The sequence below is a fragment of the Pseudomonas sp. MYb193 genome, assembly GCF_002966775.1.
Classification (GTDB): Bacteria; Pseudomonadota; Gammaproteobacteria; order Pseudomonadales; family Pseudomonadaceae; genus Aquipseudomonas; species Aquipseudomonas paracarnis.
On the sequence record NZ_CP023269.1, the window covers coordinates 3,010,962 to 3,023,638 of the forward strand.

The following is a 12,677-nucleotide window of genomic DNA, read 5'->3' on the forward strand; positions in this document are numbered from 1 at the left end:
GGTTTTGCCTTTTTTAGTCGCTGTAGCCGTGTCGAGCAGATTGCCATAATTGAGCCTCACTTGAGGAGCATCAATCATGGATACATCAATCCGTCGTGGGACCTGGGAAATGATCGCCGCCATGCTGATCTCCGGCACCATCGGCTGGTTTGTGCTGGTGTCGGGCGTATCGGTGATCGAGGTGGTGTTCTGGCGCTGCGTGATCGGGGCCCTGACGCTGTTGCTGGTGTGCGCATTGCTGGGTTATTTGCGCCTGGATCTGCTCAACTGGGCCAAGCTGGGGCTGGCGGTGCTCAGCGGCGTGGCGATCGTCGGTAACTGGCTGCTGCTGTTCGAGTCCTATTCCCGCGCGTCCATTGCGATCAGCACGGCGGTGTACAACGTGCAGCCGTTCATACTGGTGATGCTGGCGGCGGTGTTTCTCGGTGAGAAGATCACCCTGCAAAAAATGGCGTGGCTAAGTGTGGCGTTCCTGGGCATGTTGGCGATTGTCACCGCCCATGGTGAACAGTCGGGAGGCGGGAATTATCTTGCCGGCATCGCCTTGGCCCTGGGAGCGGCATTTCTGTACGCGGTGGCCGCGCTGATCATCAAACGCCTGAAGGACGTACCGCCGCATCTGATGGCGTTGATCCAAGTGACCACCGGCGCCATATTGCTGGCGCCCCTGGTACCCTGGCATAGCTTGCCCGTGTCGACCACTGCCTGGGCGGCGCTGGCAACATTGGGCGTGGTGCATACCGGTTTGATGTATGTGTTGCTGTACGGGGCCATTCAGAAGCTGCCCACGGCGATGACGGGCGCGTTGTCGTTCATCTACCCGATTGCGGCGATCCTGGTGGACTGGATCGCCTTCGGGCATCGCCTGGGGTGGCTGCAATGGCTGGGTGTAGCGGCGATTCTGCTGGCGGCTGCCGGGTTGCAGCGGGGCTGGTGGTGGCCCCGCGCCCGTCAGGTCAGTGCGTGCCCTGATAGATGAGGTTTTCCGGGTTGAAATGCTCCACGGCGCTGCCCGGCTGCGGCAGCCCGAGGATATGCCCCTTGATCTTGCCCACCACATGCATCTCGCACGGCTTGCAGTCGAATTTGAGGGTCAATACCTCATCGCCATGAATCAACTGCATCGGCGCGACCTTGGTCTTCACGCCGGTCACACCCTTGGCCTGTTTAGGGCACAGGTTGAACGAGAAACGCAGGCAGTGCTTGGTGATCATCACCGGCACTTCGCCGGTTTCTTCGTGGGCTTCGAAGGCCGCGTCGATCAGCTTCACGCCGTGACGGTGGTAGAAGTCCCGGGCCTTCTGGTTGTAGACGTTGGCCAGGAACGACAGGTGCGCCTCGGGATACACCGGCGGCGGCGACGTTTCAGCCTTGCGCCCACCCCGCGGATGTGCGGCGAGACGTGCGGCGGTCAGTGCTTCGATCACTTCACGGCGTAACGCCTTGAGCTGCGAGTTGGGGATGAAGAACGCTTGCGGCGCATCCAGTTCGATACGGGTGGCGTGATACTCGGTGGTACCGAGTTGGCCGAGCAGGTCGCGCAGGGTGTCCAGCGCCTGTTCCGGTTTGTTGGCCACGCCAAACGGGCCGGGCAGGGTGACACTGGCGCTGATGCCTTCTTCGCTGGTCGCGGTGATTTGCAGCTGCTCTTCACGCAGGCGCGCGACCCATGACAAACCGATACGGCGCTCGGCCGAGGTCTTGAGCAGGGCCTGTTGCCAGTTGTGGTCCAGGTTGCGATTGAGCGGGTGATGCGGGCGCAGTTGGTGCAAGCCGGCCGGCATTTCGTTGGGCTCGACGCGGTAGCGGTAGCGCTTCTCACCGTCTTCCTCGAACTCACCCTTGGGCTCGGCGATATTGGCGCGAAAACCCACCACTTCACGCTTGATCAGCACATTGAGGCCGTCGCCGTTGGACAGTGGCTCATGGGTGACCACCTGCAAGTCGCGCTTGCCGGCTTTTTCCACGGTGCCCACGGGCAGGCCGGTAAAGGTCGGGGTGTCAAAGGCACCGATGTCGATCTTGCGGTCGCTGACAAAGTAATCGGTGCTGCCACGGTGGAAGGTTTTTTCCGGGTCGGGCAGGAAGAAGTGCGCGGTACGGCCGCTGGAAGCGCGGGCCAGGTCCGGGCGGTCTTCGAGGATCTCGTCGAGGCGCTGGCGGTAGTAGGCGGTGATGTTCTTCACATAACCCATGTCCTTGTAGCGGCCTTCGATCTTGAACGAACGCACGCCCGCTTCGACCAGGGCACGCAGGTTGGCGCTCTGGTTGTTGTCTTTCATCGACAGCAGATGCTTTTCAAAGGCCACCACGCGGCCCTGGTCATCTTTCAGGGTGTAGGGCAGGCGGCAGGCCTGGGAGCAGTCGCCACGGTTGGCGCTGCGGCCATTTTGCGCGTGGGAGATATTGCACTGCCCGGAGAACGCGACACACAGGGCACCGTGGATAAAGAACTCGATGGCGGCATCGGTCTCGTCGGCAATGGCGCGGATCTCTTGCAGGTTCAACTCGCGGGCCAGTACCAACTGCGAGAAACCGGCCTGGTCGAGAAACCTGGCCCGGCCCAGGGTGCGGATGTCGGTCTGGGTACTGGCGTGCAGCTCGATCGGCGGAATATCCAGCTCCATCACGCCCAGGTCTTGCACGATCAACGCATCGACACCGGCATCGTAGAGCTGATGGATCAGCTTGCGCGCAGGTTCCAGCTCGTTGTCATGCAGGATGGTGTTGATGGTGGTGAAGACGCGGGCGTGGTAACGGCGGGCGAATTCCACCAGTTGAGCGATATCGCTCACGTCGTTACACGCATTGTGGCGGGCGCCAAAGCTCGGCCCGCCGATATAAACGGCGTCGGCGCCGTGCAGGATAGCCTCGCGCGCAATGGCGACATCGCGGGCAGGGCTGAGCAATTCCAGGTGATGCTTGGGCAAGGACATAGTTTTTTTAGTCAGGCTTGTCACGGTCGAGGCGCGCATTGTAGCTGTGAAATGCCTGGGCGGCATCTACCGCAGGGCTGTCGGGCCTGATGCAAGTCCGTTAAGCGAACGTAATGCTCAATGCAACGAAGGCCCAATGTGGGAGCTGGCTTGCCTGCGAAGACGGCCTGACAGCCGACCTCTATCGACCTGATGCCTCGCGTTCCAAATGTGGGAGCTGGCTTGCCTGCGATGATGACCTGACAGGCGACACTGTTATACCGAGTAAATATCCATTCCTGCGGTAACGGCCACCTTGGGTTCCGCCCTGACGGCGGCTCACTTTCGAAAAGCGCGAAAGTAAGCAAAGCGCTCTTGCCCCACCACTCGGTACCTCGCTTAGGCTCGGTGTGCCCGTAATCCGCCAGTGATTTGGGGGGCCGCCGCCACGCGCCATCCATGGCGCGGGGCGGCTAAACCGGCATCCCTGCCGGTTTACCCCCCAAATCCCTGTCGAATTCCGGCCAGCGTGGTTTAACGGGGCGCCTGAGATCAAAAGCAGATCAAGAGCGGCTCGCTTCGCATCGTAGTTACTGGGGGCTGCGGCGAACTGCACAGTTGTGTAGATACCTATACTGCGATGGCGATGGAACATTCACCACCGCTGGCGCTAACGGCGCCACAGATTCAAGCCTTGGCAGCCATCGCCGTCACTTCCACCCGCATACCTTCCACCGCCAAGGCGGCAACGCCCACTGCCGCCCGCACTGGCCAGGGCTTGGCGAAAAAGCGCTTGTAGACCTCGTTGAACGCAGCACGGTCGGCCATGTCGGTGAGGTAGATGGTCAGGTGCATAACCCGGTCCATCGAACTGCCAGCCTTTTCCAAGGCAACTTTCAGCGCTTGCAGGGTGCACTCGCTTTGCAGGGTGATATCGCCCAGCTCAAGGCTGCCATCGGCATGGGTGGGAATCTGGGTGGAGACCAGGATGCCGTTGAAGCCGATCACGTCGGAGGAGATGGAATCGGCGTCTGGGTCAGGGGTATAGGACAGGTCGTGGTTGGCCATGGGCACCTCGTGTTGGCAGGAACAGAAAGGCGCCATGGTCGGTGAAATTCACTCCAGGGGCAAACCCCGGCTTATATCCAGCGTCGGAACAGTACGCTGGCGTTCACGCCGCCAAAGCCGAAGCCATTGGACAGCGCATATTCAATCGGCATGGGCCGCGCCTCATCGCGCACCATGTCCAGGCCGTCGGCGAGGGTGTCCGGGTTTTCCAGGTTGAGTGTCATTGGCGCGATCTGGTCACGCAGGGCAAGCACGGTGAAGACGGCTTCGATGCCCCCCGCAGCACCGAGCAAGTGGCCGGTGGCGGATTTTGTCGAGCTGATGGCCGGGCTGCCGCCAGTACCGAATAGCGTCCTGATCGCCGCCAGCTCGCCTTTGTCGCCCACAGGTGTGGAGGTCGCGTGGGCATTCAGGTACTGCACCTGCGACGCCTCGATGCCCGCCTGGCGCAACGCTTGAGTCATTGCCCGGCGCGCACCGTCACCGTCTTCAGGCCCTGCGGTCATGTGATAGGCGTCTGCACTGGTGCCATAGCCCACCAGTTCGGCAATCGGCTGCGCGCCCCGCGCCAGGGCATGTTCGAGTTCTTCAATTACCAGAATACCGGCGCCTTCGCCCATCACAAAGCCGTCGCGCGCCTGATCGAAGGGTCGCGAAGCGAGCTGCGGGGTGGCATTGAAATCGCTGGACAGCGCTCGCGCTGCGGCGAAGCCGGCAAGGCTGACGCGATGAATCGCCGCTTCGGCACCGCCGCATACCGCGACGTCGACTTCCCCGGCGCGAATCATTCGCGCTGCGTCGCCGATAGCCTGAACCCCGGCGGCACACGCGGTTACTGGCGCACCCAGCGGGCCTTTCAAGCCATAGTTGATCGACACATGCCCGGCGGCCATGTTGCTCAGAAACGATGGAATGGTGAAGGGCGACAAACGACGCGGGCCCCTGCTGTCGGTAGTGCGCACCGCATCGGCAATGGCCGGAAAACCACCGACACCGGAGGCGATGATAGTTGCCGTGCGTTCCTGCTCCTCGGGTGTTCTGGGGGCCCAATTGGCCTGCTTCAGGGCTTCATCCGCCGCCGCCAGGGCGAACAGGATAAAGCGGTCCATCTTGCGCTGTTCCTTGGCTGCCAACAGTCGATCAGGATCAAAACCGGCTTCGGGGTCTTGCAACACACTCTGCACCTGGCCGCCGATGCTGACCGCCAGATCACCGATCAACTCTTGCGGCAAGCGGCGGATGCCCGACTGCCCGTCCAGCAAGCGCTGCCAAGTGGATTCCACGCTCGACCCCAGCGGCGTCAGCGCGCCCATGCCCGTCACGACGATACGTTTACTCATGCTCAATCGACTCCTGTTGCTTGAAGGATACACAGCGTATGGACGTCACTATCATCATGAAAGTAACATGGCGTCATACAAGTTTGTACTCGCACACAGGAATACTTATGCAGCGCAAATCCCTCATCAGTGCCGAATGCCCCATCGCCCGTAGCCTTGAACGGGTAGGGGAGTGGTGGAGCATGCTGATCATGCGCGACGCCTTGCACGGCTTGCGCCGTTTTGACGAGTTCTCGCGCAGCCTGGGCATCGCGCCCAACATGCTCACGCGCCGCCTTAATGGCTTGGTAGACGCGGGGATGCTGGAGCGCCGCGCCTACAGCGAGCGGCCGCCACGCTACGAATACGTGCCGACGGCCAGAGGCGAAGACTTTCGTATGGTGCTAATGGCGTTGGTGGCGTGGGGCAATCGGCATTACGCCGAGGAGGGCATCAGTGTCGAAGTAGTGGACCGTGAGACGGGCCGACCGGTGCAGCCGATGATGGCGACGGAGGAAGGGGCGTGGGTGGCGATGGATCAGTGCGTGGTACAGCCCGGCCCAGCCGCCAGCGCAGGGATGCGCCAACGGCTGAGCCGTGAGTGATTGATTACTCTTTTACATCCATGAATTCTTCGGCCCACGCCACATAGCTCTCAGGCAAGGTGTAGGTGTGGGTCAATTCCGTCGCACTGAGGTTCGAGGTGCTGTGGGTCAGTTGACGCTGGGCACGCAGGCTGTCGTAAGTGGCCTTGATCGCGGCGAAGTAGGCGCCATGCCCGGCCACCACGATGCGTACGCCCAGGCTGGCCAGGCGCTCGCTGTCGTGCAGTTGTGGGTTGCCGTAGGTCACCAGCATCAGCGGAACGCTGAGGTTCTCCGCGATTTGCTCCAGGTGGTCGAAGTCCTTGACGCCGACCATGCAGATGCCGTCAGCACCGGCCTTTTCGTAGGCCTTGGTCCGCGCAATCACGTCGCGGGTGGGCAGCACGCCGGCATTGGTGCGCGCAATGATCGACAGCGCCGGGTCGACACGCGCCTCCAGCGCGGCCTTGACCTTGCCGATGCCTTCTTCGACGGAAATCAGGTCCGTGGATTTACGCCCGAATTGCGCGGGCAAGAGGGTGTCTTCGATGGTCAGCGCTGCGACGCCGGCACGTTCCAGTTCTTCGACGGTGCGCATCACGTTCAGGGCGTTGCCGTAGCCGTGGTCGGCATCGGCGATGAAGGGCAACTGGGCCACACGGCCGATGCGGGTGGCTTGCTCGACGAACTCACTCAGGGTAATCAACGCAAAATCGGGGGCCGCCAGCACCTGCAGGGAGGCGACCGAGCCGCCCAGGATTCCCACTTCAAACCCCAGGTCGGCCGCGATGCGGGCAGACATGGGGTCGAATACGGAGGCGGTTTCAACGCACAGGGGCGTTGCCAGCAGGTCACGGAAATTACGGCGTAGCGCTGAGTGAGAAATCTTGGGCATGGTCTTTCCTGGCTTTGGTCATCGTCAAGTGACGATCAATGTCTATTCGTGGTGCCGGGAGATTACCACGCAGATGCCCCTGTGATTATGACGTTTGAGCGCGGCGAGGGTTATCGAGCGACTGCACTGTACGACGTACCCAGGTCGCGAGCCCAGCCGTCGAGCACGTCCTTGACGTTGTCGGCGGTCATGACTTGCTTGTCATTGGCCAGGGGTGCGCCGGTGCCTTTACGCACCATGGCCGCCACGACATCGCCGGTCGAACCATCTTCCAATGACAGCTCCGTGGCGATTTCACTGTCTCGATCGCGGATGCCTGTGGCGGCGCTCACGCCCGCTGCGACCAGGGTGATCGGCAGCCACTCATAAAACCGCAGTCCCTGGGGGCTGGTGGCGATGCGGGTGATCGCAGGGCGTACTGTGAGGGTGTCAGGGCCAGGTTTTGAGGCCAGATAAACGTATTTGCCAAGTTCCGAGCGCAGTACCAGGTCGTAGTAGCCGGTGACGTGGGAGAGCGTGCTTTGGGGGATCTGAGCGGTGGGTTCGACAGCCGGGAAAAACTGGCTGGGCGCCAGGTAGACCTGCTTGTAGCGGCCGCGCTTCAAGGCCGGGCTGATCCAACTCAGTACGGTCTGGCCCGACGGGCTCTGTTGTTCTTTCAGCAGGCTGTAGTCATGAAGAAAGCCGGTATATCGCTCGGGTTCGACCTTGTTGGTGCTGCAAGCCATCAGGCTCAGGGTGGCCGCCATCAGTAGCAGGAGTGAGCATTTACGGGCCATCAATGGGTTGCCTGTTCGTTTGGAGTGTCGTGTGAGGATTCGATGTGCAACTGGCCATGGGTCATGATCCAGTGGACAAGCTCGGCGATGGGAATGGAGTGGGCGTACTCGACCCAGCGCCCGGCGTCGGGGCTGTAGTGTTCGAAGTAGCGGCGCAGCACGATACGGTCCAGGTCCGCGTTCAGCCCCAGGCAGGATTCCTGGAACAGCATCGGGCTATCCTGAGCCGGGGAAGAGGTGCGCTGGCTCAGTACCAATGGCCGCGCATCGCCTGCTGCTTGCTCGGTGTACCTGCTGCTCGAAACTTTCATAGGCGTCTTTCGTGAGTGGGAGGTGTGCAGCATGCCCGACAGGTTTTGCCCAAAGATGTCCGGGTTGTGTCCGTGGCGAAGGAATGTTGCTCGATTGAAATAAATGACCCCGGCGCCGGAATGGTTTTAGATGTCGTTCTTTTTTTGGCCTGGGAATCTGTGAACGTGAGCAGACTGCTGATCGTCGATGACGACGTGGAAGTGCTGGCATTGCTGAAGAAATTCTTCGTCCAGCACGCCTATGAAGTCGACGTGGCCGCCGACGGCGAGGCCATGTGGGCGGCCATAGCACAACAGCGGCCGGACACGATCATTCTTGATCTCATGTTGCCCGGCGAAGGCGGCCTCAGCCTCTGTCAGAAAGTGCGGGCGCAGTTCGGCATCCCTATCATCATGCTCACGGCCATGGGCGAGCTGAGCGACCGCATTGTTGGCCTGGAACTGGGCGCCGACGACTACCTGACCAAACCCTTCGCCCCGCGCGAATTGCTGGCCCGCCTGCGCGCTGTGCAACGGCGTGCGGGACAGCCGGTCATCGCGGCCGACGAGCGCTCACGCCCGGTGATTGCCTTCGCCGGTTGGCATCTGGATATCACCTGTCGCGAGCTGCGTTCGCCGGAGGGCGTCATGATCCCGTTGTCCGGTGGCGAGTTCGACCTGCTGGTAGTGTTTCTCGAACACCCCCAGCGCATTCTCACCCGCGACCAGTTGATCGACCTGACCCATGGCCAGGGCCACGACGCCTTCGACCGCAGCATCGACGTGCAGGTCAGCCGGCTGCGGCGCAAGATCGAGCCCGACTGCAAACGCCCGGACCTGATCCGCACCGTGCGCAACGGCGGCTACCTGTTCACTGCCCCGGTGACCCGCGCATGATTCGCCGCCTGCTGCGCCGCGACACCCTGAACCGGCGGATCGCCCTCACCATTCTCGCCGCGATGCTCGCCTCACTGGCCCTCAATGCCTTGTTCGTGCAGGTGGCCGGGGTGTGGGCGCGTCCGCCCATCGACCGCACGGGGTTGCTGGAGCAGATGGCCGCGACGTTGAAAGTGATCGAGGCCGCGCCTGCGCCGTTGCGCTCGCACCTGGCGGCAGCGGCCAGCGATGCCCGGTTGCAGGTGACGTGGCATACCGACCCCGTGGATTTCGGCCTGCCCAGCGGCGGCAACGTGCTACAGGCGGGCGAAGTCCCGGGGATACAGGCGTTGTTTGGCACGGGGCGCACCATTCAGGTGTACAGCCCGGACGATTGGCCCCGTGGCAGCCCCGACGCGCATTATGTCGCGCTGGTGCAGTTACTTGATGGCAGCTGGTTGTCCTTCATCCCACCCGAACGCAGTTGGGGCCTGAGCGCACCCACGCGGATTGCGGTGATCATCATCCTGGGGTTGATCGCCACCTTGCTGGTCGCCTGGGTGGCCACCCGGCAATTGGCCAAGCCGTTGCAGCGTTTCGCCAGTGCCGCCAGACGCTTCGGCGGCGATCTGCGCGCACCGCCGATCGACATCGAAGGCCCCGACGAAATACGCCAGGCCACTATCGCCTTCAACACCATGCAGGCGCAGATCCAGCACTTCATCGGCGAACGCACCCAGATGCTGGCAGCCATTTCCCATGACTTGCGCGCGCCTTTGACGCGGATACGCCTGCGCTGCGAGTTCATGGAGGATCTGGACCATCAGCACAAGCTGATTCGCGATGTCGAGGAAATGCAGTCGATGATCAATGCCGCGCTGGCGTTTTTCCGCGACGATACGGTGCTGGAGCACAGCACGGCATTCGATCTGTCTGAACTGCTGCAAACCATCATCGACGACTATCGCGACCAGCAGCTGGCGGTCGACTTCCGGGGGCCGCCCCATCTGGTCTATCACGGCCGGCCATTGGCGCTTAAACGGGTGGTGGTCAACCTGCTGGAAAATGCCGCCAAGTATGCCCGGCACCCCAGCATTGCTCTGAGTGTTGACGACCAGAGGGTGTGCATCGAAGTCAACGATGAGGGCCCGGGGATTCCCGAGGCGGACCTGGAGCGTGTGTTCGACCCGTTCTTTCGTCTCGAGACCTCACGCAACCGCAATACCGGTGGGGTGGGGCTTGGGCTCTCGGCGGCGCGGGCCATTGTGCGCGAGCAGGGCGGTGAGCTGAGCCTGAGCAATCGACGTGGTTCCGGGTTGGCGGCTCGGGTTGAATTGCCGCGCTAGCGTGATGCGATATGCGCATTATTAATGAATTAGGTTATGCGTTATTAGTATTTTACATCTCGCCTTCAGCCCCACGAAAATAGCCCGGACACCCAAAAACCTGTGGCGAGGGAGCTTGCTCCCGCTGGGGCGCGAAGCGGCCCTGCTCTTTGTCAGGAGCATGGGGCCGCTACGCAGCCCAGCGGGAGCAAGCTCCCTTGCCACAGATAAAAGCTTTTTAAAACCGAGACCGTGCGTGCGGATCGATTTGAATGCCCCACAAGGCATCTGGAGACGAACGTGCGTTACCTCAAAACCCTGGCGGCCGGGTTGGCCGCCTCTTTGCTGTGCCTGACGGCGCAGGCCCAAACCCTGGTGGTCGGCGACCAGAGCTACAACGCCCAGGCCGTGATGGAAGCGGCGGGGGTGCTCGATGACCTGCCTTACACGCTGGACTGGAAGCAGTTCACGGCCGGGTCGCCGGTGGCCGAAGCGCTCAACGTCGGCAGCCTGGACCTGGGCCTGCTCGGGGATGCCCCTGTGTTGTTCCTGGGCGCCTTGGGTGCGCCGATCAAGGTGATCGCCGTCAGCCGGCAGAATCTCGACGGCGTAGCCATCCTGGTAAAAAAGGACTCGTCGATCCACAGCCTGGCCGACCTGGCAGGCAAGCGCGCTGCGATCTGGAAAGGTTCCTGGAGCCAGCAACTGTTGCTGACCGCACTGGACAAGGCCGGGGTTGCGCGGGATTCGCTGCAATGGCGCTACCTCAGCGCCCTGGATGCCTCCCACGCGCTGGAAGGCGGTGCGGTTGACGTGATCGCCACCTGGGAACCCTACGTCACGCAACAGGAACGCCAAGGTGCGCGGGTGCTGGCAACCGCTGAAGACTTGATCCCGGCCCAGAGTTTCATTGCCGCCAACGCCAGTGCTGTCGAGGCCAAGCGTGAACCCATCAGCGACTTCCTCCAGCGCCTGAAAAAAGCCCGCGACTGGGCCCGCCAAAGCCCGGCCAACGCCAACGCGTATGCCGATGCCTGGGCCAAGCGCACCCGCGCTGATGCCGACATCGCTCGCGTCTGGTTTGCCCGCGCACGCACCACCGTCGAGCCGCTGACGCCTCAGGCGCCCATCGAGGCGCAAAAGACCGTGGACTTTTTTGCCGGCCTGGGCCTGGTCAAGTCTTACTCGGCCGCCACGTTGTTCGACCCTTCATTTGCAGCCGCCTTGCAGCCCTCCGTCGCCACCACCCAGCCCTGACCGCTTGAAGGACTACTGCGCAATGACTAAAAGACAGCTCAAACTGGGCGCCCTGACCATGGGCTGCGGTGGACCAGGCCGCCATAACCTGTGGCTTGATCCGCAGTTGCCGGCCGATGCCAGCGTCAACGTCGATTGGTACATCGAGATAGCGCGCCAGGCCGAGGCGGCGCTGTTCGACCTGCTGTTCATCGTCGACAGCCAGTTCATCACCGAAGGCTCGCCTTCCCATTACCTCAATCGCCTGGAGCCGCTGACCTTGCTGTCGGCACTGGCCGTGAGCACGCGGCATATCGGCCTGGTCGGTACGCTGACCACCTCGTATAACTCGCCCTATAACGTCGCCCGGCGCCTCGCCTCCCTGGACCTGATCAGCAAAGGCCGCGCCGGCTGGAACGTGGTGACCAGTGGCGATGCCGGTACCGCCGGCAATTACAGCCGCGACGAACATTACGACTATGCCACCCGCTACGGGCGTGCCGCCGAACATGTTCAGGTGGTGCAGGGGCTGTGGAATTCTTACGAAGACGATGCGTTTGTGCGCAACCGTGCCACTGGGCAGTTTCTCGACCCGAGCAAGCTGCACAGCCTGAACCACCAGGGCGAACACTTCTCGGTGGTGGGCCCGCTGAATATCCAGCGCTCGCCCCAAGGCCAGCCGGTGATTTTCCAGGCCGGCGACTCGGAGCAAGGCCGCGACCTGGGCGCCGCCACTGCCGATGTGATCTTCACCCACGCGGCCAGTATCGAGCAGGGCCAGGCGTTTTACCGCGATATCAAGGGCAGGGCGGCACAACGGGGGCGCGATCCGGAACAGGTACTGATCATGCCCGGTGCGGAAATTTATGTGGGCGACACTGATGCCCATGCCCGGGAAATCGAGCAGCACTACCATCAGTTCGATCACAGTTTTGCGCTGGCACTCAAGGAGTTCGGGCGCAATTTTGGCTGGCATGATTTCAGCCAATACGACCTGGATGCGCCGTTCCCGCAAGAGAGCCTGGAGGCCGCGCGCAGCAGTTTTTTCACCGCTGCCAAACGCATCGTCGACCAGGCGCGGGAGCAGGGCTTCAGCCTGCGCCAGGCCGTCGAATTTGGCCGGCAATTGCGCCCAGGCGCGTTCGTGGGCAGCGCCGCCACGGTAGCGCAGAAAATGGCGGATTGGTTCGAGGCACGGGCGGTGGACGGGTTCAATATCTACATCGGGCACCCTGGGCAATTTGATCGCTTTACTCAGGAGGTGATCCCTTTGCTGCAAGAGCGCGGTGTTTATCGCACGGCCTACGAGGGCTCGACCTTGCGCGAAAGCCTGGGCTTGGCGATTCCGAGGTTCCAGCGCACCTCCTCACCCTAAGGGGTGATTTCGATG

The 12,677-nt window shown here is 62.2% G+C and carries 12 protein-coding genes; 6 read left to right on the forward strand and 6 right to left on the reverse strand.

Annotated features, from left to right (window positions below; genetic code table 11):
- Positions 1-76: 76 nt before the first annotated feature.
- The gene (locus CLM72_RS13705; RefSeq protein ID WP_105226807.1) at positions 77-979 is read left to right on the forward strand and encodes a DMT family transporter; all 903 of its coding nucleotides are present in this window, start codon (positions 77-79) and stop codon (positions 977-979) included.
- On the opposite strand, the gene CLM72_RS13710 is transcribed toward CLM72_RS13705, so the two are convergent.
- The 3 genes from CLM72_RS13710 to fabF all read right to left on the reverse strand — a co-directional run bounded on the left by CLM72_RS13710 (position 957) and on the right by fabF (position 5,323).
- A complete protein-coding gene (locus CLM72_RS13710) occupies positions 957-2,936 on the reverse strand; it encodes a U32 family peptidase (protein ID WP_105229137.1) in 1,980 nt (659 codons plus the stop codon). The two genes, CLM72_RS13705 and CLM72_RS13710, sit on opposite strands and share 23 nt — an antisense overlap.
- Positions 2,937-3,602: 666 nt before the next feature.
- On the reverse strand, positions 3,603-3,983 hold the full coding sequence (locus CLM72_RS13720; RefSeq protein ID WP_014718423.1) for a RidA family protein: 381 nt from the start codon (positions 3,981-3,983) through the stop codon (positions 3,603-3,605).
- A 71-nt stretch (positions 3,984-4,054) separates the two neighbouring features.
- Positions 4,055-5,323: a beta-ketoacyl-ACP synthase II gene (gene fabF, locus CLM72_RS13725; RefSeq protein WP_105226809.1), complete on the reverse strand. Its 1,269-nt coding sequence runs from the start codon at positions 5,321-5,323 to the stop codon at positions 4,055-4,057.
- A 107-nt stretch (positions 5,324-5,430) separates the two neighbouring features.
- Here fabF and CLM72_RS13730 point away from each other — a divergent pair, with 107 nt between their 5' ends.
- A complete protein-coding gene (locus tag CLM72_RS13730) occupies positions 5,431-5,907 on the forward strand; it encodes a helix-turn-helix domain-containing protein (protein ID WP_105226810.1) in 477 nt (158 codons plus the stop codon).
- 4 nt (positions 5,908-5,911) lie between these two features.
- Here the strand turns inward: CLM72_RS13730 and CLM72_RS13735 are convergent, their stop codons facing one another.
- From CLM72_RS13735 to CLM72_RS13745, 3 genes are all read right to left on the reverse strand, one after another.
- Entirely contained in the window at positions 5,912-6,781 is an 870-nt protein-coding gene (locus tag CLM72_RS13735) for an oxaloacetate decarboxylase (protein ID WP_072446687.1), read from the reverse strand.
- Between the two features lie 110 nt (positions 6,782-6,891).
- Entirely contained in the window at positions 6,892-7,560 is a 669-nt protein-coding gene (locus CLM72_RS13740) for a DUF3313 domain-containing protein (protein WP_105226811.1), read from the reverse strand.
- Positions 7,560-7,871, reverse strand: coding sequence for a hypothetical protein (locus tag CLM72_RS13745; RefSeq protein ID WP_034127413.1), 312 nt, complete (start codon positions 7,869-7,871; stop codon positions 7,560-7,562). Before CLM72_RS13745 ends, CLM72_RS13740 begins: the two co-directional genes overlap by 1 nt.
- A gap of 165 nt (positions 7,872-8,036) precedes the next feature.
- On the opposite strand from CLM72_RS13745, the gene CLM72_RS13750 reads away from it, so the two are divergent.
- The 4 genes from CLM72_RS13750 (at position 8,037) to CLM72_RS13765 (ending at position 12,662) form a co-directional block, all read left to right on the forward strand.
- On the forward strand, positions 8,037-8,747 hold the full coding sequence (locus tag CLM72_RS13750; protein ID WP_371920461.1) for a response regulator: 711 nt from the start codon (positions 8,037-8,039) through the stop codon (positions 8,745-8,747).
- Positions 8,744-10,072 (forward strand): ATP-binding protein, encoded by a 1,329-nt coding sequence (locus CLM72_RS13755; protein WP_105226813.1) that lies wholly within the window; start codon positions 8,744-8,746, stop codon positions 10,070-10,072. Before CLM72_RS13750 ends, CLM72_RS13755 begins: the two co-directional genes overlap by 4 nt.
- Positions 10,073-10,351: 279 nt before the next feature.
- On the forward strand, positions 10,352-11,308 hold the full coding sequence (locus tag CLM72_RS13760) for an ABC transporter substrate-binding protein (RefSeq protein WP_105226814.1): 957 nt from the start codon (positions 10,352-10,354) through the stop codon (positions 11,306-11,308).
- 22 nt (positions 11,309-11,330) lie between these two features.
- Positions 11,331-12,662: an LLM class flavin-dependent oxidoreductase gene (locus CLM72_RS13765; RefSeq protein ID WP_105226815.1), complete on the forward strand. Its 1,332-nt coding sequence runs from the start codon at positions 11,331-11,333 to the stop codon at positions 12,660-12,662.
- Positions 12,663-12,677 lie beyond the last annotated feature (15 nt).